The following is a 22,922-nucleotide window of genomic DNA, read 5'->3' as shown; positions in this document are numbered from 1 at the left end:
CTGGAGCCGACATCGCTCAGTCTACGATTCGGAACTGCTCGAACAACAACGCGGGTTCCAGGAGGACTTCGACGCCGTTCTCATACAGGATGCTCGCGCCGTCCTCGTTGATCACCTGGCTTAGGACAGCGATGCTTTGACGAACTCGGGCCGGACGGATACCGAGTACAGCCGCAACTTCGCTGTAGGACGACCGACCGTTGCCATCTATCAGCTGAGTCAAAAGCATGCCAATCGACAAAGGTGAAAAGCGTGGCCTGAATCGGTCGTACTGAATCCTGAAATGCTCATTACCGATCAACTTGGCCACTCTTCGATCCATTGTCGATTCCAAGTGCGCTGAAAGTGGTACTGGCGCAACATCCGTCGAGTTTTTGGATCCACCGGGGACAAGTCCGAAGGTATCGACCAGCAACTCGACCAATTGCTCCGCCATGGGATAGTCCAATTGGATCGATTGGCTACTCTTCGGTGCAGACGCACGGTTGTCCGAACCGAACGTCGACAAGTGAAGAATCTTGTTTTCCTTCTTGTCGTGAAAGATGGCAAATTGGCAGTCAACCTCGGTCGGAGCAGATTTTACCCGTTGACTGCTCGGCGAGATCGATCGAATCTTCGCCATCAGCGGCCGTGCGCTGAGCTGGTTCGAGATGAAGTCAGCGCAGCCTCAGCAAGCTGCCTGCAGTGCGAGATCTTGTACGCAGATTGACGCTTCCGCATCAGATCGAGGTTGAATTTCGCTATCGACCGACGCAGGTACGGAGACTTCAAGGCCTTCTTCAAGTCTCGAATATCTCGGAAATAGAGTGCTTGCTCGAACGCACCACCCGACTTGTGTCCGCCACGCTTCGGGAAGGTCTTCTGGGCCAACATCCGTAGCCTTCCGATCACACCCTGATGAAGTTCGCGGCCGTCGACAAACAACATCGCCCTGAGTTTGGAATTCCAATCCGAACTGACGATAAAGAACACCTCCTGCCCCGCCATCGAAACACAGAACACTCGTTGGCGGTTCCAACTGGGGTAACAGCTGACGGTCCAGAAAGTCGCTTCGGTTCGTCGCGCAAGCGGGATACATTGCGCTGCATAGTCACCAAGAATGTGAATGATCTCCTCGTAACGAGGATGCTTCGATAGCTTTGCGAAGTCACCCGCATGCGCGGCGAGCTTACTCGCACCGAGATCTACCAGATCAGTTTTATCACCCGCGTTGGCGACGACCGGGTTCTCCAGCCAGCTTTCCTGCTCGTTCGGCGTGAGCAGCGCGTCGAGAGTCGACACGCCGGTGTGGCCACTGGCATGTTCCCGATTGCGAACGACGAGCCCGAACCTTTGTGCATCGCGAACGAGCTGCCGCTCTACGATCCTTCGCTCACCATCGGACCGCGGATCTGCCCGGAACCAAAACTTCACAGCATCAGGATGCTTATTCCGGTGGGTGCGCAACCGCTGAGCGGCATCCTTTGCGATGCCGATATATATATCGCCGTTTGCGCACTCGAAGAGGTACAAGCCCATACGGTCAACCGGATTCGTTACTCGAAAGCGCTTGAAGCCCTCTGCGTCGAACGACTCGGGGCCGACATACTTGTTCGCGGCGGCCCAGGTCGTAAGCGAAGCACTTCGCTCCCGCTCTGGATCCAAAGTTTCACGGTGAATTGTCATTTCACTCCTGGCGTGCATAGTGGACGAGAACTCGTCCCCGGATAAGTCTCACGCGTCGAGCGATCAAAACGGCAGGCGCGACCGCTGTCAGTGTCGGTCGTACGACTCAGTGGTCTTCGCCGCCCAAGAATTCGATGGATTTACATGACACCCTATAAGTCTCGGATCTACACATCCGAGATGATCAATACACAAGTAGCGTCTCGCCTTCCAACGTAATTCGGTAACCTCAGTACTTCCCCGACAACCGCATCCAAGCCAGCCGCAGAACGTAGATCCTCGTGAGCGGCCGCCAATGCCACCAACGTATCGTCGGTCCACTCGCCTAGGTCGAATCCGAACGGACCTCCGCCGACTATACCGATCACAGCGCCGTCTGCCGGGATGGAAACTCACACTCCGCGCCGAGCGAATCACCTTCAGCAAAGGCGAGGAGCACGTCTGCCGCTCGGCTCAACTGATCGGCGTCGAGCTCACGTTCCATTGAGGTTAACCCCAAATGGAGTACACCCAGATATCGGACCATATGTTCCGATTAATGGATATCATCATGTCCCGCAAGTGCAGTTCGCTCGCGACCGAATACAAGGTCGAGGCTTCACGCCGGGTCAACCTCATGACTCATGTCATCACACGAAGAACGTCTCATTCTTTCTCTTGAACCGTGCTTGCATCACGGTATTCAATCGACCTACCACGTTCGAACTCTCCGAGTACCAAGTCATTAACGGTATACGCCGCAGACTTGATCGCGCGCCTAGATCCCGAGTAACCATCCGACGCCACACAGACAACCTCAAGAACGGAGTTCCTTCGCGACATCAAGAACGTCAGCAAATCACTCGACTGAGAAGGACTTTCTGAAGAAGCAACAAAACTTTCCGCACCCAACCGTTCAAAATCAACTTGATCAATTAGATCAGGTCGGAATACCAAAATTCGGTGAGGTAGTGCCGTGATGCCATTGACAACCTTTTTAGACCGCAGCTTCTTACCACCAATATACGCAAATCGTGACTGAAGCAAAGGTATCGCGACTATGGGCTGAGACCCGCCGCGCCCATGGTCGCCAGGGGAGAACAGCAGGCCGTGAAATTCAACCTCCATGAGCGGGCGATAAGAGTCAACAATAAATTTCACTCGGTACTCTTTCGGCGCGAAAGCTTCCTGGACACAGATCACGTTCGAGAAACTTCCTCTCACAGACAAAACCCGCCACATCGCCCACCATGCCACAAGCGAACCAAGAATTCCAACCGGTACACCCACAAACACTGAAATCAAAAGATCCACTTTTTGCTCCTTTATACCCAGCCTAACGCCAACTTAATTACCCAAGGTTAGATTAGCCTGGAATCACTGGTTACAAAGCCATCAGGCATCGGCTTGAATGGTCCATCCACACCACCCGGTGTGCTGTGGAATTTGCGAAGGCTAGAGATGTCAATCTCTCCAATAACAAAGAAGTCTGAAACTCCACCTTTTACTTCAACCACATCGCGTAGCCAAGTCTTGGCATATGGTGCCCTGATCCTAGAGTCGCCATATTTTCTATCGTTACACTGTACGATATAGGCGTGAATATCCAATGCAGCGGACTTTACAAGAGCGTCAAAACTGTTAATGTCACGGTTCCATTCGGGCACGAAAAGGGCGTCAACTCTTCCGCGTAAAGCGGATCTGTTTGCAATATTGGTAAGCTCACTACAAATTTGCAGTGAGAAGAAAAAGTTTTCATCCTCAATCACCACTGGGTTGCATAACACTCGCTCGGGCACCAATTTCACGTCACAGAAGTCCAACAGGTCTTTTTGCTCTTGAGGAGCCGGATTTTGCTTATCTTGGCGATATACAAACATTGACTCAAACCCCCATGCTCGATGATTTAAAGCCACCCAGGCTTGATTGTGGACTACCTTATTTCCAGGAGCGATATACTCTATTCCTGCGATTAAAGATATCCCTACATCATTTAACTTTTGAGCGATACGAACAAACCAATTGGAAGGAACTGCGAGTTCCGGAAGAATAAGATAGGAAACCCCAGAGGGATTGACGATTAGTGCGTTTATCATTGAGTTCAGACGGTTGTATCTTCCAGGGTCGGGGTCCGGATCTCCATTGATGGCAGCACTCCAGCTTCCCTCATTCGTTTGCCAACTACTTACAGCGATTCTTATCGAGCCAGGGTTGTTACTTTTATGTAGATCTAGCACCCCGCCATCTAGCGAAGGTAAAATCCCACTTGTAGTGTAACCCCGCAAAGACTTTGCTACCACCACTAAATCCCCATGGGTGGACACTTCAAATGGGTTCGGAACAATGAAGTACAATTCGGCCATATTGAACGGCCGAGTCGCGAATGCAAATCCGGCCGGGACGCCGCTCGAATCCGGGTGGGTCCATTGGGACATGATACCGAGGCCGTACAGAAGGTCATCATCGAGTAGCTGGTCCATATTGGTCAGTTGACTAGTATCGATGGGAGGGATTCCATTACTAGTAACCCAGTCACTCCGAAGCGTGGAGAAACGGAATGGGATGTGACCAAGATCCATTCCGAACAGCCGAGAGTTGTCGTCAATTACAGTTTCGTAATCAATAAGAATCGGCAAGTTTTCTGTGACTTTTAGACGTTCAATCATATTTTGAAAGTCATCCAAGTTGCTGTCAATTATCCCCCTGGAGCATGCCGAGCAGATATTGTCATAAACCGAGGTTGAAATACTGCTAGCCCACCTTGCGAGCACTTCCTCAGCTATCATTTCACTTTCAACCGCTTTGACGGATATTTCGCAATCACGTCGAACATCTGCGATAATTGAGTCGATAGCCTCGACAATTTTCGCGATGTACATGAAAGCGCTACAGGCAGCTGCCAATTTGACTACGCGTGGAACATACAGCGACAGATCGAAAAATGTTGGTAAGACGAGAACATGCTCAATAAAGGCCGCGAAAAATCCGCTGGCTTGCCTTTTCCATATTTCTGGTTTTAGGTCGCGCTCGAACGCCTCGAGATCACGTAACATCATGGCAAACGCACTGCGCTTTAAGGTCAACGAATCAGTTCTGCGAAGGTTGTCAGGGTCATCCCCATTGGCCTCGGTCGCAAATAACAAGGAGCGGCTAATATCACGACGACCATTAGGCAAGCTCGGCAAAGAACGCCACTCGCTGGCTCTCTCATTGATATTTCTAGCAATGGAATCTACCATCGCAAGACCTGAATCACCTCGGAGTACGAATACTCTATTCTTTTTATTAGTAAAGCGAATTTGACTGTTCTGCAAATATTCGGTTTCGTACTTCACGAAGTTCTCAGGTTCGCGCGCCCGCGAGAGCTTGCCATCACCGAGCGTGATTAACATGTCCCAGACCTGGGTGGTGCTAGACAAGTTTGAAGAATTTTCAAGGACAATAAGTAGATCATCGACATACCTGCCATAGTAGATTGGATCTGACTCCATAATAGCTCGATCCAACTCCATGAACGCTAAATTCGCCACAACTCCGGATGCCGGTAATCCGACCGGAAGTCCTCGACCTGTTGGGGCAAGGGCAGACCAGTTCTTCATCGCATCTACAAACATATTGTTGAGGCGCTGCTCTTCTTCGGTAAGGGAGACCTGAGCTATCTCCGATAAAAATCGTGAACTACGAACAAACTCACTATCTAGTTTATGATAAAAAGATTCAGCATCAGCGGTCAGTGCAACAATAGGCTTACCGTCGTTAAGTGCTCTTTTCATCGATCTCAACCCGTTATCTCGCCACGCCCGATACGGATAAATGTAATTCTTGAAAGAACCCGAAGATAGCCGGTTTGCCGCGCCGCGAATGTCCCTTCTTAACCTATTTCCATAAGCGGCATTACTTAACATTCGATCCAGTTTATAACCGACTTTGTCAATCCAAAGCGTGGACAATATATGAAAATCTATGCTGCAGGTCGATGTGACTCTGAAGGTCGAGACAGGACGCCCGTCTGACTCTTTGAGGTGTGAATACCACGCGTCCGACGGACGTGCGAAAACAACATCTGTTGAAGTTGCGGTGACCGGTAGCGACGTTGGCATAAATGAGTAAGAACCGAGAAATGCCTGATCAGCCAACCAATCAGTAGCTGTGCCATCAATCCTCTCGCGAAGACTTACGAGGTTTCTGTAGAGGCTTTCCTCGTAGTTCGCGAGTCGAAGCACTGAAGGGTTCGATGATTGATATAGATCTGACTTTGCTTTCCGGTAAGCCATGCCGAGATCATTGAGCTCAGTAATGAAATGACTCCATCGTCGTCGCGGTAAAATATCTTCTTTTCAAGTATTCTTCGACCGGCGTGAACAGGATCGTCGATTGTCCTAGTTCAGCTGATTCAACACCCTCCCTGCCTCCCTCTCCAACGACTTCAACCCCCGCTTCTCGAGGCTCTCGACGACCATGCGCTTGAGGTTCATCTCCGCCGCCACCTGTGACAACGTCCGCGGCTTCGCGCCATCGATCCCATATCGCCGGATCAACACCGCCGCCTCCCGCACATCGATCGCGGCCAGACACCGCAAGATCCCGTCGAGCTGATCCGGTGTCCCGTACTGCGCTTCCGACAGAATCTCCTTCACCGTCCGAGTCCGCGCCGCAGACACCGCCGTCGGCATCATCTTCGACTGCGGAATCACAATCGGCTCGATCGGCTGCTCACTGAACACCGGCTTCGGAGTGATCGGAGCCGACTGATCCAGCCAACTCGCCAACACCGCACCCGCATCCGCGAGATCGACGTCCACGACCTCCTCGGCCACACCCGTCAACTCATCGAGAAACGCCTCATGCGCACCCAACGAAGGATCCTCATTCGTCCCCGCCACATACATGATCACGAACGCTGCGGGACGACCATCAGGCTTCAGACGCAGAATCCGACCCATGCGCTGAATCATCTGTCGCTTCGACGAACTACTCGCGATGATCACCCCGACGTCCACCGCCGGTACATCGATGCCCTCGTCGAGCACCCGCGGCGCCACCAAACTTCGTAGCTCACCACTCCGGAACTGCTTTAGAATCCGCGTACGTCCCACGCGATCGAGTTGACTCGAATACTGATGCGCCGCAATTCCACCAGCCTGGAGCACATCCGCACCCCTGGTCGCGGACTCCTTCGTCTCCGAAAACACGATCGACCGCTCGGACTTCGCCAACCCCGGCGTGATCGCCTCGAGCGCCTGCAACTTGCCCTCACAGTCGGCCAACAGTGCGCGCCGCTTGCTGAACGCCGAAAGGTACCTACTCGCCACCTTGCTCGCCGGTAGATACCTTTCCTTACTCAGATCCACCGCATTCTTCATGAACTCACCGAACGGCTCAGCAGCACAGCCGTAGTCAAAGATCAGGGTGTTGCGAAGCGACTTCGCCTTCTCGTCCAGGTCCGCGAACTTCGCCGCCTCCTCCGCCGAGAACGGCACCGCCACCGTCATGACCCGAACCGGCGCCAGGATCCCGTCACGTCTCCCCCGCGCCGCGTCGCAACCCTTCACCAGGTTCTCGAAGTACGGCATCAGATGCGTATCGACACCGTCATCCTGACGCTCCAATGTCGCCGTCAACCCGAGCCGTTCCTCGAACCGGTTGACCAGCACCTTCGCGAACGAACCTGCGCCGTAACGATGGACCTCGTCGGCGACGAGCAACGCGCCGGTCCGCGGCATCGGCGCACCCGGCCGGATAGCCGATTGAATCGTCGTGATCAGCACGTCGTACTGCCGGAACGTATCGTTGTGCCCGTTTCCCCGACGCCCGATCCGCACACTCGGCAATGCCTTCACCATCGCCGTGTACCACTGCTCGAGCAGATCGATACTCGGTACCACCACCAGGACCTGACGGCCACGGCTGACCGAATCCAGCGTCGCCGCCAACCCGACATGCGTCTTCCCGGTCCCCGTGACCGCCTCCACAATCGCGCGATAACCGGACGCCACCCACTTCTCGAACGCTTCCTTCTGCCAGTCCCGCAACCCCTCGGACCGGTTCACTACCTGCGTCATAGCGTCAACCCCTGTGGCCGAACCCATTCCTCGACACCCTCACGTTCACGTGTGACCAGCTTCTTCAACAACACCAGATCCGACAACAACAGATCCGCCTTCGTCCGCGACAACCCTGTCACCCGCTGGCAACGCTCCAACGTCAGCGGCGCATTCGGCCGTGCCGCTGCGACCGCGATCTCACGCGCACCCGCCCACGACGCCACCGGCAGAGCATCCAATTCGGCTTGCAGTGAACGACTTCCGGACACCACGACGGGATCGCTCGCGACTTCGGACGAACGTTGCCGTCGTGGCATCGCATCCGGGGTCGGAGGAGGCGGTCTCCTCTTCGACGCTTTCAGCGCGTCGTCACGGGACTTGATCTCCTTCACCGCGTGCTGAACCGCCTCGGGCGTGACCTCGCAATCCTGCACGGTCTGCGCGATCGAAAACTTGTTGCGCCGCAGCGAATACCGAATGGCCGCAATGAGATCCTCGCGCGGCATCGTCCGAATCGGCTTCGGTACCGGATCGACGTCGTCTATGTCCTCGAACTCGACCTCTGAGTCTTCGTGGTCACCGGCCTCGTCGGGATCCTCGGATTCATCGACCGTCTCGATGACCTCCGGCAAGGGTGCGAGTTCGACGTCGACGGTGCGTGACGGCGCCGGAGCTTCGTCAGTGACGAGTTCGACTGCTTCCTCGTCGGCTTCGGCGTCGTCGGGGTCTCGTTCCAGCGCGATCGGCATCCAGGTGGAGGTGCCCGATCCCTCGATGACTACGGCAACCTCGTCGGGGAGGATGCCGACCGAATCGAGGAGTTCGGTGATGGTGTCGAGGGCTCGTTCACGGTCGAGGACGAAGTCCGACGCCCGAATCCGCTGGAACAGCCAGCCACAGCGCCGCAGTTCGAACTCGCGCTCCATACGGTTCAACAGCTCGTAGGCGTCGACTTCAGTGTCGTCGTCGCATTCGATCGCCACCCGCACAGCCGCACCTGTGACCACCAGATCGATCGTCATCTCGTTGACGTCGACCCGCGGGTTGACGTGATAGCCGCGCTCCCGCAGCGCCAGAAACACCTGCTGCTCGAACAGTGATCCGAAGTCAGGGTGCGGGTTGCTCGGCGACACTGCGTCGGGCATGGCAGGAACGGGAACCGTCGGCGCAGCCTCGACGTAGGACAGCAGTGACCGTCGTAGATCGGTGGCCGACAGACTGTCGGCTGTCACGGAATGGAACAGCCACAACTGATCTCGCGCACGCGTGGCGGCGACGTTGAAGCGGCGTTTGAACATGTCGTTCGTCAATGCCTTCGACGACGAGCCGGGTGCGATGACCATCGACAGGAACATCACGTCACGCTCGTCGCCCTGGAAGTCCGGTGGCGTGCCGACACGGATGCGTCGTTCATCGATTTGCTCGGACGGGACCCGCTCGAAGATCAGCGACCTGATCAGATCCGCCTGGGCTGCGCCCTGAAGGACGACGACACCGAAGGTTTTGTCTTCGTAGTCGGGCTCAGCAAGGCAGAGGGCGAGCTGGTCGACGAGTGCGTTCGCTTCGGCAGCATTGGACAACCGCGTACTCGAACCGGACGTGAGTGCATCCTCGACGAACGTACTGCGCAGCGGTGCAAGCCGATCCGCTCCGAACTGACGCACCGGCACCAACGGCTGATCGCCGTAGAACTGAGTCGAGGACCATTGAATGATCTCCGGCATGGATCGGTAGTGCTCGCGCAACCTCACCGCGTCACCGAACCGGGTGCGCAGCATCGAAAACAAGCTCGACCGCGGCGTCAGCGTCAAGCGTGTGCTGACCGGAACCTCAGGAAGGTAGTGATCGAGACGATTCATGACGGACTCGACGGTGTAATTTTGAATCGACGCGGGAGCACACTGCTTGTCGTCACCGACCACGATAACCCGCGGCGCCAACCACATCAGGAACATGCTGGTGATCTCGGCCTGACTGGCCTCGTCGACAATGACGACGTCGAAAGCGTTCTGCTGCGGCGGAATCGACGACAACACCTGCGCAATCGGCATGACCCACGCCGGCACGACCGTCTGCGCATCCTGCATCGCCGCACGGGCCGCGACACGGTAGCGCTGCGCGAGACTGCTGGTGCCGAGACCGGCGTTGGACATGTTCTCCTGGTATGCGCGCAGCGCGGTGACCTCGCGACTGGTCATGCGCTGCAAGCATTCTTGCCATGCCTGCTCCGCCGCGAGTTGCGCAGTCAAGGACGATATCTCCTCGTCAAGGGCGTCGAGTTCCGCGTCGAGATTGTCGTTCTGGTCGGGCTGCTGCATGGCCACGATCGACTGCATGGTCCAGCGCCACGCCCAAGCACGAGTGAACGTGCCGGCGTGCGCTACCCAATCGGTGCCCTCGGACAGGCTGCGGGCGAGGGTGGGCGCATGTTCGGCCAAGGCGTCGAGCACGGTGGTATCGGTGCTGCCCGGCTGAACGTACGAGGCGAGCCGCTCGTAGCTCTCTACATCGCCGGTTCTGACTGCGTCCGCGAGCCCGTCGGGCAGCGTCGGGTCGGACGATAACCGCTCGGCCACTCGCTCGAGCTCGTCACGCGCGGTGGACGCGTCGGAGCGGTCGGTGAGGGCGGAGACCTCGTCTGCCAGTGCCACGGCCTCGGCAAGCGTCGTCACCGACGGCACGGATGGAACGACTGCACCCAGGGCGCCGACGAGTTCGTCGCGAGCAGTCGCGATGCTGCCCGTCGCCAGCACCTGGTTCCACACGAGGTGGAGGGTGTTGACCTGCTGCTCCCGACTGCCGGAGGGGTCAACGGGCAGTTCGATTCCGATACCGCGCAACAGGTGTGCGGCATCGTCGACGGCAACGAGGGCGCGGATGTGGTTGGTGACGAGACGTAGTTCGGTGGCCTGCGTCGCGTCGGTGCCGTCGACGGTCGCGTGTGCATCGAGCTTGTCGACGACGCCGTGTTCGTGGGGCGTGCGGAGCCAGCGCATCGTGTCGAACGGGCCGCTCTCGTACAGCTTGGCGAGGGCGTCGAACGCGTTGAGTGCCTGCCTCGTGGCAACCTGCGTCGTCACCTGATGTGAGCCGACTGCGGTATCGGCGGTCACGGCGACCGACAGCATCGCCGTGACCGTCTGAGCACGCGACCACAACGTACCGAGCGCACCGGACAGGATCCCGTCGGCCAGAGCCGCATAGGCCGGACCGAAGGAGTCGATGGCCCGTGCGCGGTCGATCAGGGCCTGCGCCGACGGCAGGATGTACTGCAGCTGAATCGGATCGATGGCATCGAAAATCGAGTCGGACACGTCCCCCGAGGCTCGGGCACACAAGCTGCGGACCTCGTCGGCCGTCGGGAGGCTGTGCCCGTCGGACTGCTCGGTGAACAGCGAAGCGAAGGCTGCGTCGTCGAATGGCGCGGTCTCGGTGTGGAGCGGACCTGGTATCCACCCGAGCTCGCTCTCCTGCGCGTTGAGCTTGGTGACGATCGAGGCAAGAGTTCCCGAATACTTCGGTGAGAAGGTGTGGATCTCTGCTTCGGAGGACCGCGCAAGGCCGATCTGCTTGGTGAGCTTGTAACGGCGCTCTTTGGTGCCCATCCGCTTGGCAGCGAGGGAACGGATCTTGCGCGCGGACTCGGTCGCGTCGAACGCGGCCTTACGAGCGGCGATAGTCGAGACGCTCTCGTCGAGTTCGGCTGATCCCCCGCGTGCCATGTCGGTGACGGAGACGCACAGATCTTGCAGTTCGGCAGGAAGCTTGTCCTTGAGTACGCGCAGCGCCTGAGCTTTCTCGCTGGTGACGAGGATACGCTGACCCTGAGCCATCAACGCGGACATCAGATTTGCGATCGTGTGGGTCTTGCCGGTGCCGGGAGGGCCTTCGACGACGACGCCGGTGTCGTTCATGACGCGGTTGTAAATACCGGCCTGGGCGCGGTTGGCCGGCAGTGGGAAGAGCGGCTCTGCGCTGGGGGTGTCGCTGACGTGAGAGTCGAGCCAGTCGCGACGGGTGTTGTCATCGTAAGTCTCGACGAGCTGCGAGAGCCCCACCGGAACGGGTGCACCGTCATCGAGCGCAGCGAGCATTGCTTCGTAGTACGACGCGAGGGCATAGGCGCCACGTTTGCGTAGAACCAGCGCCGGCGACATCCGCAGAGTGTTTGCTGTGGAATCGACGGGCTTGTCGTGATCGGCGATGACGGTCAGCGGCTGCGCCAGGGCCGACGTGGCCCACTGGCCGAGCAACCGCGGGATATCCGCGGACAGTGACGAGGACACCAGTTCGGACAAGCTGCGGTGCAGCACCTTCGAGCCGGCGCGGTCGAAACCCTCCAAGTCGAGCAGAACCTCGACGTCCTCCAGCCGCGGGGAGCTGGCGGGCGCAACAGTGACAAGCAAGTCGCCGGTGGAATCCTCGCGACTGATACTGGCCTGCTGAGTGATCAGATGCGTCGAGATCCGCTGGTCCCCGACAGTAGCGTCGAGATACCCAGAGGCGATGACAAGTTCGAGCGACTCGGGCTGAGTGCCAAGGTCGTGGAGCATGAGGTCGATGGAACGGAACAGCTCGGCCAACGGCCTACGTTCACGGTCATCCAGAGACCACGTGGTCCAGTCTTGGAGCCACTCATGGGCCTCGGTTGGTGCATCGGCTTTGACCGTTGGCGGTGTGGTGGTGTCGTCGACCCACTGTTCGAGCACTTCCGGGAGACCTGGAGGCTGCTCGATGCTGGTGCGCGGGATACGAACCGCTACGTCACCGGGCGCGACGTCGGTATTGACGTCGAGAGGTCGGGCATCATCGAACAACCACTCGACACGCGCATCGACGCCGTACCGGCGAATCGGCTTCGACTGAGCACCCACAGTCTCGCGAAGAAACTCGAGCAGACGACGAACCCGCCCCCGGAGCTCGGGGTCATCAGTAACCGACATCGGATCCTCACATTTCGGCCAAACTCGAACAGGACCCAACCTATAGGGGGTGGGTGACAAAGTTGGACGATGCTCAGTGGTCGGATTGACCAGCCACCACCCTAGAAGAGCTCGAAAATAGCCCTATCTGCGGCGTTTCGAGACATCGGCAATTTTGAACTCTGCGAACGAATCCGGTCCGGGATCGAAATTCATTCAGATGAATGAACCGGGTCAACCGCGAAGTGGCAGATACCCCGCTGCAGTAGCGGGGCAGCCATCAACGAGTAGAAGCTGAAGCGTCGCTGGCTTGCGCAGGCCACGCTACAACCGATACAAATGGCCAATGAATTTCGTGCTGCGTACGAACCGCTTCAGCTAGTGGATATCGTCTGGCCGTCCGCCACCGGGCAATTTCTCGAGCCTGGTTGGTACTGGCGAAGAGCGATCAGAGTGGCGGTCGCGGCGGTCACGCCTACGACGACGACCCTTCGTCGCAGTACGTCAGTGACAGTCAAGTTCCCAACAGTCGGAACACGGTGTCGGTGACGCGCTTGTCGTGTGGGACCAGAAGCGACTGCTAGGGGCGTCCGTCGTCGAACGTGTAGAAACAGGTTTCGCGAGGAAAGAACTAAAGAAGTGCCCATACTGCGGTCCCGGGCGCTCTCTCGACGAACGAATAAAATTGAAGCCACGATATAAGTGTGGCCAGTGCAAAAACGAATTCGAAGAACCTGCCACAGAAATGATCGACGTAAAGACCTATCGAACACATCACGGTGAAGCGTGGATCGATCTGGCAGGTGAGCTCAGTGGCGAGATGCTTCGATCGGTTTGTAGAAGTCCTAAGTCTCAGCTGAGCATTCGCGAGTTGGATTGGCCGGCGTTCAACGCTGCATTGACCACAGACCTGGGACAGCGGGGTATGCGCGTGCTCCGATCGGTATCGGTTCAGTTGAGCGGGGGGTTTCACCGAGCGCATCACCCGAGTTCGGCTCGGACAACCCGCTTTTCGTGCGCATCTGATGGACCGGTATGCGTCGAACTGCGCGTTCTCCGGAGACATGCCACACGAGGTACTCGAAGCCGCCCACCTCTACAGCTACGCGAAGGTCGGAGATCACCACGACGAGGGCGGTATCCTGCTACGTCGCGATCTCCATCGATTGTTCGACCTGGGAAAGATCGCCGTGCTGGATAATTCGCGGATCTCTGTGCACAACTCGCTTCGCCCCTATCCCCTCTACAACGAACTCGATGGACAGCGGTTGAAAATCGAATCCACCGTCAAGCAGCGCAGCTGGTTTGGTGCGCATCGAGATATGTGGCACGTCGACGTCGCTTAGCCGTATTGGGCGCGGAACTGCACGGTGCCCACCCTGCAGCCACTGATCGCACCGTGGAAATCTGATGGAGAAACCGCCTTCTCAGCAACGATCTTCGTTCCAGGGTCCGCAGCGAGCTGAGTCGACCTGAAATCACTGATGCAGTAACGAGCTACATCCCCTGACCGATCAATGATCGACCGAACGCACTGAGTGTACGAGCATCCATCATAGGAGAAACAATGCCCACCAAGCATGCATTGGGATTCGGCAACGGAAAAATTATCGAGCATGAGGACGGCACTGCTGCCTACGTCAAGAGCGCAGAGTTCACTCAGGCTTTCCGCGTTCATATCGCCGATGTGCGTGGATTTTCCGTGACGAAAAGCGGCAAGATGTTGACAAGGGACTTCCATGTGCTTGGCAACGGTACAACTTTGGCGTCAGTAGAGGTCAACCATGGAACATCGGAGCTGATCGAAGCCTGGTTTCGCAAGCACCCGCTGTTCGGCTCGCGGTACAGTGTCGCGGCCCCGGTTCTTTCGCCAGCTTTGACTCCGGCTGCGGTCATGGATGCCGCCATGCCGGCATCCATGATCGCCGACGAACTCAGGAAACTCGCAGAACTTCGCAACGAAGGTATCCTTACGCCCGCAGAGTTCGATGCGCAGAAAGCGCGCCTGCTGCAGCGTTGAGCAACGAGCAGGGAGCAGCTGCGCGCCGCGGTTCGACGCAGCCCGGCAGGTGTCCACTCAACCATTACATTTCGTCACTGTGAATGCGTAAGCCGAAAACGTCCATCGCCGATTCACGCCTCGCCGAGAGTGGTGGTTTCGGCAAGTACCCGCAGCTCTCGACACGTCCGGCTGCGAACCTCGGGGTCGACCTGCCAACGTCAACCCTGTAACCAGGCGCGACTCTTACGCGGGTCCAGCGGACGCGCACCGAAGTGTTGCTCAGATTCAGTCCGCTATCTGAACGCACTTCCCTTCGAGGCAAGGGCTTTCACCCGGTCGAAAGTCCATGCCACGAGCACCTCCGCTTTGCGCTTGCGGCCGCTCTCCTTGTGCGTGTCGATCTCTTGCTCTGCAATGATGTCCCGCAGCTGATCGATCGTGAGTGTCGAAAGCTTCTCCGTCAACGCTTGCTCGCCGGAGTGGCGCAACACATCGAACGGGTCGAAGACCCCGGGCTGACGGGCAACTTTCGCCTTCGACGGCAACCTTCGGGCCGGTTTGGGCGGCGCAGGTACTGCAGCCGAATCGGGAGTCTCCGACGTAACTACCAGCGCCGCCGACAAGGCCTTCGCGAATCGGGGTGTTCGCGCCGCCTCGTCTGCAAGAACTCTGAACAGGCTGCTAAGCACCTGGCTGGCAACAGGATCCACCGCAGCAACTTTCAGAAGTGCACCGCCCAGTTCATCATTACGGACTCGCTGAAGGGTCTCGGACGAGTTGGTCATAGCTTTGCCTGCGCTTCCGTGAGGATTGTCCTGGTAAGTTCTTTGAACTTGTCGTACTGGCCCTGGTTTCCGTACTTGACCCGAAGCGTGCCGAATGGCTTGAAGTCCGCAGCCATCGCGATCGAGTTGGCCTCTGGCAAGTACGGGGGAAGTACGTGCTGAATATCTTGGTTGCGTCGCAAATTTCGAAGAACGGTGGTGTGAACCGATGAATTGGATTTGTACTTCGTTATCACCAGCCCAAGTTCGATGATGCTGCGTCCCAGCTGATCGGCGAACTTCTCGATATATGTCTGAATTTGCGGGATGCCATAGGTCGACAAGAAGTCAGGGATGGTCGGAATTATGTAACCGTCCGCCATCGCCAGTCCATTCAACGTCACCGGACCGACGTTGGGCGGGCAATCCACGAGTATGAAGTCGTAGAAGTCTTTCACTGGTTCGAGGGCCGCGCCGAGTAGCCCGACGCCTGCTACGGGAGAGCCGTCGCGGACCCGCAGCGCACTCAACTCTTCCTGCAACCCGATCAGGTCGAGAGAGGACGGCAGCAAGTCCACATTGCTGATCTTCTTCACAGTCGACGCACCCTTTTGAATCGTCGAATGCAGATCGAAGTCCGAGGTCCCATTCACAGCGTCAGCAAACAGCGTTGCAATCGTCAGCTTCCTCGCATTGAGGTCGATCCACCGTTCTTCACCGATCAGCATCGTCGTCAGGTTGATCTGCGAATCCAGGTCCACGAGGAGGACTCGCTTGCCGAACTCCGACGCCATGAACTCCGCGAGAGCCGCTGTGACAGTCGTCTTTCCGACTCCACCCTTCAAGCTGATAGTGGTAATTACTTTTGCCATTGCAGTATCCACCTCATATAGGTACTCGGCCGTTCAGCGTGCATCGACGATCGCGCCTGCCCCGGACTTCTTCACCCGGAAGCCGATCTTCGGCGTGGGCTCCGCCGCGTACGGCAGCGCGTAGGAAAACAGAGTTGCGAAGTCTACGGGACTGACAGGTCCCGTCTGCGCTCGATTGAATTGCCGCGATCCGTCCTTGGGATCGTTGGCAAACAGCAAGATCAGACCGCCTCGGGTCTTCCGGTACAGGGACTCGGCAATTGGGCCGCCATTCTTCCCCGGGCTTCCCGCGATGTGTTCGATCGCTTGGCGCTCGCGTACAGCGGTACCACTGAAACCGCTGCGGTACTCGCGGTCGCGCCGACGACGGTTGACGATCGGCAACTTTTCGTGCCACCCCACGATCTCGAGCTGGGGCCGATTCTTGGGCTGAGGCAGGAGAATTGCGAAATCTTCCAACAGTCCATTCTCTATTGCGGTTCGCATCGCAGCGAGATGTGGCTCAAAGTCCCAATTCTCGTCCCAAACGAATTTCTCGACTGCAGCGAGCACTGTGCTCGCCGATATGATGCCGTGGCGAGCTTCGAACTGCTGCTCGATGCCAAGACTGTTGGTCAGACGAAACGAATCCTTCGCGCCGAGGTTTCGTAGCAGCGGCTTGACAGCGTCGAAATGCGTTCCGTTGTGAACTCCATCCTTGCCACGCGGCCTCTGCATGGTGAAGCTGAACGCTTGCCCACCGACTCCCCGGTAGGCCTGCTCGGCGTTGTACATTTTGTTCGCAGCAGTCGGTTTGAGCCAGGGTTGAGACTGAAACACCATCGGCGGGACATCGCGTGGCGTCACCATGGGCTCGCCTAGCGTATTCACGGACGCGAATCGCTCCAGCTCGCTACGGAACTCCTCCTCATCCTGCACAATGGACTCGAAAGCCTTGTACATATCGAAGTCCTTGCCTGCCGGGCCAGGAACATTTCGCCCGATAAACAGACGTACCAGATCCTTGTAGCCTGGACGAAAGCCAAACCAACGGCCCATCTGCATCAGAGTGTCTGCCTGTGGCGTCCTACGGGTGTAATACGTAGTGGTGAGTCCTTCGACGGTGAACCCCCGGCTGAGTTTCGCACCACCGACAAGGATCTTCCATACCGGGCGCTCCTGGAAGTCCAGTGCATCCTGCGCATAGTCCTTCTCCGCCGCACCGTTGACTATGATGACAGGCGAGACGCCTTCGGAGATCTTGCGATGGGCTACGCCGACGAACGGATACAGCTCATCGAAAGATTCAGGGACTTCCACACCTTCGGCCCTAACCGCGCTGACCGGGCCGAAATCGGTATTCCATAAGTTCTCGAGCCGTGGACGTGCCGACGGCTGCGAGTAACCTGACGACTTCCACAACCGTTTGAACTCATCTGCCAACGCTGCATGCTCAGCCTGTTTCACCGACTGGTGGACAAGCATAGTGTGGTGTCGAAATTTTCTGTCGCTCTTGGACTCTCGATACAATTTCATCGCACCGGCAAGGACGAAAGAGTCCAGAGCCTGTTGCTGCTCGGCGAACCTGGAATCGTCGTCCCAGTCTGCGCGCAGGTCCCGCACGTACGCCTTCTGATTGGAGTTGCGCGGGGTCTTCGCAGACTCGTCGAGATCGTCGTCGAAATCGTGAAAGTCTCTCCCCCCCCATGTACGGCGTCGGACGCTCCAAGCTGAGGATGAAGTCCTTGGGGAAAATGTTCTCGCTGTCTACAGGGTCGACGAAGACGTTCGCGAACGGCGTTGCCGTATAGCCGACGTACTGTGAGCGTTTGAGCAGTGCTAGCAAGTCCGAGATTCGCTCGTTGATTGCGGTGCGCTCCACCTTCTCCGTGACGAATTTGGCTGGGTTGACCGTGTTGACCGACGCCTGATCGGCCTCGTCGTCGATGATCAAGGCCGGAATCTGGGCAAGATCGGTTGGAATCTTCCGGAGATCGTCGACGAGCTTCTTGAGCACGGTCGAGTTCTTCTTTACAATCGCAATACGAATGTTGGTGGGATACAAATTTTTTGGATGATTGAGAGGCAGAGAATGATCGACGAACTCGTAGTGAAGCGCGCCCAAACCCTTCCCCAGAGCCTTGAAGTCGAAATCAGCACCCGTCAGACGACGAATTGCCGGAACAGTATTGGAAGTGTTCGGATCCACCTCGTGCTCTAAGAATTGATGCGCTATCCAGTCCTCGTCGTTCTCGTAGTCACTGTCCGCACCGATGTTCTGACGACCGATCAACTCCTTGTCGAGACGTCGTTGAGTTTGACTACGTAGCAGTTCTATAGTTCCGGTCAACACGATGATCAGCCGGTACCCCGCATCCATGGACTTTGCCAGCACGCCACTGAAATTGGCTGTTTTGCCGCTTTGGACGTATCCGACAACCAGCCCCTTGGACTGATAGGGCTCGTCTCTCGTCGGATCTGCCAGTCGCGAAACAACATTGGTCGTCGCGACATCCAGCTTCCCGACCGCTGAGTCGTCATTCCATTGCGCGGCGAGAACGCGCTTGTACGCACGCCAATAAAAGTCGTGTGCTGTGCGTCGCTCGACGGTGTACCAGGGAGTCCATACGTCAGGATCAGCGATCAACACAGGTACGCCCTCACGTGGGAACTGCGTATCCAGCACTTCGTAACCTTCAGATGGGACACCGAGTCGCGAGTAGATCAGTTCTCGTCGCTCGACGCTGCCTGCGGCGGTCTTTTCGGCCCACGACTCGACGATCTCGGCATCCCACCCTCTAAAGCTGGTAGCTGCCGCAGACCGCGCGGCAACAGCGCTTTCGTCGACCAAGACCGCCACGATATCCTCGATCGTGACCTCGCGCCCGAGACGGCCGCTGACTTGCCGAGCGACATCATCGGGTTTGAACGGTGTGAACTCGCGCGCAGTGGCTTCGACCAGATCTGTACTCACAATTTATCTTTCTCTTGGAGGCGCCTAGCCGATAATGCGGCAATCAGCACGTCTTGCCACACTTGCATTTGTTCAGCCTGTTTACTGCTGTGACTGTCACGCGCACCTTGAAACATTTGATGCACAAGCAAATACAGAAGCGTCTTCAACACTGGGGCATCGGTACTGTTGTAGCTGCGGTGTCCGAGGAGCTCCCGCCGAAACCGTGCATTGATCCACAGCGTGCGACACTTCAAGTCGACTTCGAAAAACTTGTCTCGAGAGAGTGCCCGCCATCCGATGTCCACTTGATCCTGAAACTCGCTGAACTCAAACGAATCAGCGAAGGCGTCGAGTAAATCCTCCGGCAAGCCCTTGTTCGGTTCAACTATCTCGACGGGCCGTGATTGTCGACTCCGTGCAGAACGAACCGCGACCTCAGCAGCTGATAGCAACCCTCCGGAAGCTAGAGCGGACTCCAACGCTGCAGTGAGAGTGGCATCGACGGTGACACCAGCCTTCTCCGGGTTTATCGCAAGATGTTGGGAGACAGCCGGATCCAGATCGACGATCACCCGTGCAAGTCCATAGTCCGGCCGAGGAAGCACGATACCGTTCCATCCGCCGGTCTGTAGTAGCCGGTCGCTGCGGTAGAAATACAGGCCCTGATGGTCACGTCCCGGAGCCCCGTACAGCCGAAACTGCGGCAGCGAGCTGCGCGCCGGCCAGATGTGTGCCGTGACTGCGAGCGTCACCCCGTCGAGCTCAACGGGCAGCGTTCTCGGGTATCCCGCGGCTCCGGTCCGCGGTGTCGCGAATGGGTCGATCGGATCGATCGGTGTGCGGAATCCTGCCCCCAGCCCCTCCACGTCGAAAGTGTCGAGCGATATGGACATCTCACCACGCGAGAGTAAGCGGTGGAACACAATCCCGATATGGTCGGCGATCTCCTGCTTTGTCTGCTCGAGCCAACTCGTCTGCTCGTCGGCGTCTGAGGAGCGCAGGAACGTGGTTATCCCCTGCCACTCGACGATGGTCCCCGTGTCGAACGGAAATCGCGGGTACGCTCGGGCCAGTTCGAGTTCCGCTTGCTCGGTGCTGATGGTCGAGACTCGATGCGGCGCATCACGATCGATACGACGACCCTGTGCACTACTCGACTCGGCACGCGACCACACAACCAGCGTCGACGCTTGGCTCAACGAAGCCGCTTTCATCCCGACACCGAAGTATCCCAGCGCGCGCGGCTCGTACTCGCGACGGCGTCCAAAGGTCATTGCACCGTCGATCGTTTCGGAGTCCATACCCACCCCGTCGTCGATCACACGCACCCCAGTGACCGATGTGCCGCGCTGAAGGAAACGCACGAGGATGTGACGCGCGCGTGCGTCGATGCTGTTGTCGATCAAGTCTGCAAGAGCGGTAGCAAGCGTGTGATGGAGCCCGATCGAACTCGCCAGCGACGGGTCGGGTGGCGCCTCGACGGTGCCTACGATCTCGAGTTCCCTCACGTTTTGACCTCATCTGTCGAGCTGGCGTGCATCCATGCCGTCTCCAGCAGTTCCACGACCGCCTCTTCACTTGCAGCTTCGTATGCTCCGAGCAATCGCCGAGGGCGCGTTTCACCTGCCATTCCGATCGCGTCGGCCAGTACTCGGATTTGGTGGCGTTCGGCGATCGACATGGGTGCGGAGTGCCCAATCAAAGACAACGCACGACGCAACGGGTCTGCGTCTTCAGGTACTGCGGCAGCGGCCGCGACGTCGAATTCTCGCGAGGCAGCGAAGTCGAGGTAGACGGAGTCGCCTACCTTGACGGGCAGTTCGGCGAGGAACCTCCGAATGGATCCGATCGTGGGTTGCGCTCCCGTCCATCTGATGGCCTGTTCTCCCAGGCGACTGGCTAATTCAACGGTCTCGCCGCGCTCACACCCAACAGCTGTCGCTACACCGGCAGGCAAGCTGAAGCCGGACCCCCGAAGGTGATCGCCAGTCACCACTACGCGATACCGCCAGCCGATGCCGATTCGATACAGCCTTCGAGTGCTGTCAGGAGTTTTGGCGCGCCCCTGCGTTCGCCTGCGAACAGCTCCACTCTCGTCTTTTCGGAACGTCGCTTCGGGCACCGTGGCTTCGATCACGGCGACTGCTGCCGCCCATTCCACAAGGTGCCATTGCCCGTCGGTGTCGCGCCGCGCTCGAGCGTCGGAACTAAGACACCTTTCGACTCCTTCGACGGTTCTACCAGGATCTACCAGTTCGCGTAGCTCGCTCGCCGAACGCGGTCCGCCAAGCGCTTCCAGAGCACCGACCGCGTGGTCTGCGATTCGCTTGGTTCGTAGCAAGGCGTGGCCGCCGATGACAGGCACACTGCACCACTGCAGCCACGACTCGAACTCACCGTGGTCCATCGATAGAGCAACCGTTGCCTCGTCGAGGTCGACGACCCCATTGTCCGACTCGAGGTCTTCGAGCAACGAAAGAGTACGACGCTTCGCGGCCCCAACGTCAGGTGCGGCCGCCCAGCCATCTTTGACATCGAAGTAGTCGTCCAAACGGTCCAGTACCAGCCACAGCGGGACCCCCAGAGAAGGAACCGTCGATGATATAGTCGGATGCAGTTCCAGGAGTCGATCGAGCGAAGCAACCGGTTGAATCTCCACACGCATGCTGGCCAGCAGATTCCCAACTGCTGTCCCGTAGCCACAGAACGAATTGAAGCGAGCTTTCACGGCAGACTCGAGTTGACTGACCCGTCCGGCCGATAAGTTGAGTTTGACGGCCAGCGCGCCGAGCGTTTGTTTCTCCGCAGCCATGAGCCGTTCACGCAGAATGAGACTTTCGCGATCATCCAACTGCTCGGCCAGATTTTCGATTTCGTCGACTGCATCATTTGGGCGCGGTGCCGGCAGGTCGAGGGGCGTCAAAGCCGCAATTCGAGCCGCCACCTCTTGCACCTGCTCGGGAGCCTCATCATCAATGGACACCGTCAGGAGGGGCCGATCGCTCATCCCCCGCACCGTGCGCCAATAGGCGAACGCGGCCAGATCATCGACCAACTGGATGACAGCGGGCTGCGTCGTGACCCGTACGTCGGCCGCGGCCCCAGCCGAGGGCTCGACCAGTACAGCGCATCCGAGTAACCCGTCGACCAACTCGCGTACGGTGCCCTCCGAAGTACCTTTGATCTTGAAAGCGTCGTGAACTGACAGGCTCAGAAGGTCGCGCACCGTCGCGCCGCTTGTGAGTCGACCGACCAATGTGGCGGCGCGAGCACCCAGGACCAAAGCGCTGACGGGAAGGTCCGGATCGAGAGATGGGAAAGCGAGAGCCAACGCCAACGATTTGTGTCCAGCAACGAACAGTTCCGATAGCTCTTTCAGCAGCTTCTCGAGACTCGTACCCTCAGCAGTTGTACGAGGGGAATCCTCGAGCCACCACTCGTCGGTGCCGAGACGCTCGAGCAGCGATGCGCGTTCGGAGACGTAATCGTCGAGCCACGGAAACAGCTCTACCCAACCACAGTCTTTGACTTCCTCAGCTGCCAGCGAGCTCAAATCCAACATTCGTGCACGACGCCCTTCTCCCTTACATACTGCCTGGTATACATTAGGCCACCGCCAATCCAGTATCGCGACGATCGCCACAAGCCCGGCGGGGCCAGTCAGGACCCACGGTCAGCGGAGTTACGGTAGTGACATTGGGATTCATCCTCTGAGGTTCACCCCGGATGATGGACGCCG

Annotated in this window: 14 protein-coding genes; 2 read left to right on the top strand and 12 right to left on the bottom strand. The window is 57.8% G+C overall.

Annotated features, from left to right (window positions below; all coding sequences use genetic code 11):
• Positions 1 to 16 precede the first annotated feature (16 nt).
• From BJI47_RS23910 to BJI47_RS10185, 6 genes are all read right to left on the bottom strand, one after another.
• Positions 17 to 436, bottom strand: a complete 420-nt coding sequence (locus BJI47_RS23910) for a hypothetical protein (protein ID WP_139804854.1) — start codon at positions 434 to 436, stop codon at positions 17 to 19.
• Between the two features lie 185 nt (positions 437 to 621).
• Positions 622 to 1,665 (bottom strand): GIY-YIG nuclease family protein, encoded by a 1,044-nt coding sequence (locus tag BJI47_RS10205; RefSeq protein WP_088943624.1) that lies wholly within the window; start codon positions 1,663 to 1,665, stop codon positions 622 to 624.
• Between the two features lie 645 nt (positions 1,666 to 2,310).
• The gene (locus BJI47_RS10200) at positions 2,311 to 2,958 is read right to left on the bottom strand and encodes a hypothetical protein (protein ID WP_125458696.1); all 648 of its coding nucleotides are present in this window, start codon (positions 2,956 to 2,958) and stop codon (positions 2,311 to 2,313) included.
• Between the two features lie 47 nt (positions 2,959 to 3,005).
• Positions 3,006 to 5,549: an RNA-directed DNA polymerase gene (locus BJI47_RS10195; RefSeq protein WP_176224790.1), complete on the bottom strand. Its 2,544-nt coding sequence runs from the start codon at positions 5,547 to 5,549 to the stop codon at positions 3,006 to 3,008.
• 474 nt (positions 5,550 to 6,023) lie between these two features.
• The gene (locus BJI47_RS10190) at positions 6,024 to 7,706 is read right to left on the bottom strand and encodes a DEAD/DEAH box helicase (RefSeq protein WP_176224789.1); all 1,683 of its coding nucleotides are present in this window, start codon (positions 7,704 to 7,706) and stop codon (positions 6,024 to 6,026) included.
• Positions 7,703 to 12,631 (bottom strand): AAA domain-containing protein, encoded by a 4,929-nt coding sequence (locus BJI47_RS10185; RefSeq protein WP_088943620.1) that lies wholly within the window; start codon positions 12,629 to 12,631, stop codon positions 7,703 to 7,705. The genes BJI47_RS10190 and BJI47_RS10185 overlap by 4 nt, the downstream gene beginning before the upstream one ends.
• A gap of 1,004 nt (positions 12,632 to 13,635) precedes the next feature.
• Here BJI47_RS10185 and BJI47_RS10180 point away from each other — a divergent pair.
• Together BJI47_RS10180 and BJI47_RS10175 are read left to right on the top strand one after the other, a co-directional pair.
• Complete coding sequence (locus tag BJI47_RS10180; protein WP_088943619.1) at positions 13,636 to 13,956, top strand: HNH endonuclease signature motif containing protein; 321 nt, start codon at positions 13,636 to 13,638, stop codon at positions 13,954 to 13,956.
• A 239-nt stretch (positions 13,957 to 14,195) separates the two neighbouring features.
• Positions 14,196 to 14,630, top strand: coding sequence for an SHOCT domain-containing protein (locus BJI47_RS10175; protein WP_217808521.1), 435 nt, complete (start codon positions 14,196 to 14,198; stop codon positions 14,628 to 14,630).
• A 275-nt stretch (positions 14,631 to 14,905) separates the two neighbouring features.
• Here BJI47_RS10175 and BJI47_RS10170 read toward each other — a convergent pair whose 3' ends face one another.
• The 6 genes from BJI47_RS10170 to BJI47_RS10150 are packed head-to-tail and all read right to left on the bottom strand — an operon-like array spanning position 14,906 to position 22,745.
• Positions 14,906 to 15,397 carry a hypothetical protein gene (locus BJI47_RS10170; protein ID WP_088943617.1) on the bottom strand — a complete coding sequence of 164 codons (492 nt, stop codon included), beginning with the start codon at positions 15,395 to 15,397 and terminating at the stop codon, positions 14,906 to 14,908.
• Positions 15,394 to 16,248: a ParA family protein gene (locus BJI47_RS10165; protein ID WP_088943758.1), complete on the bottom strand. Its 855-nt coding sequence runs from the start codon at positions 16,246 to 16,248 to the stop codon at positions 15,394 to 15,396. The genes BJI47_RS10170 and BJI47_RS10165 overlap by 4 nt, the downstream gene beginning before the upstream one ends.
• A 33-nt stretch (positions 16,249 to 16,281) precedes the next feature.
• Positions 16,282 to 17,763 carry a Z1 domain-containing protein gene (locus BJI47_RS24530; RefSeq protein WP_254900521.1) on the bottom strand — a complete coding sequence of 494 codons (1,482 nt, stop codon included), beginning with the start codon at positions 17,761 to 17,763 and terminating at the stop codon, positions 16,282 to 16,284.
• Positions 17,681 to 19,201, bottom strand: coding sequence for a hypothetical protein (locus tag BJI47_RS24525; RefSeq protein ID WP_254900500.1), 1,521 nt, complete (start codon positions 19,199 to 19,201; stop codon positions 17,681 to 17,683). Before BJI47_RS24525 ends, BJI47_RS24530 begins: the two co-directional genes overlap by 83 nt.
• Complete coding sequence (locus tag BJI47_RS10155) at positions 19,198 to 20,691, bottom strand: ATP-binding protein (protein ID WP_088943616.1); 1,494 nt, start codon at positions 20,689 to 20,691, stop codon at positions 19,198 to 19,200. Before BJI47_RS10155 ends, BJI47_RS24525 begins: the two co-directional genes overlap by 4 nt.
• Positions 20,688 to 22,745, bottom strand: a complete 2,058-nt coding sequence (locus BJI47_RS10150) for a sigma factor-like helix-turn-helix DNA-binding protein (protein ID WP_088943615.1) — start codon at positions 22,743 to 22,745, stop codon at positions 20,688 to 20,690. Before BJI47_RS10150 ends, BJI47_RS10155 begins: the two co-directional genes overlap by 4 nt.
• Positions 22,746 to 22,922: the final 177 nt, after the last annotated feature.

The organism is Rhodococcus sp. 1168, assembly GCF_002091955.1.
GTDB lineage: Bacteria > Actinomycetota > Actinomycetes > Mycobacteriales > Mycobacteriaceae > Rhodococcoides.
Note: the sequence above shows the minus strand (reverse complement) of the source record. Positions and strands in the feature narration are given on the sequence as shown.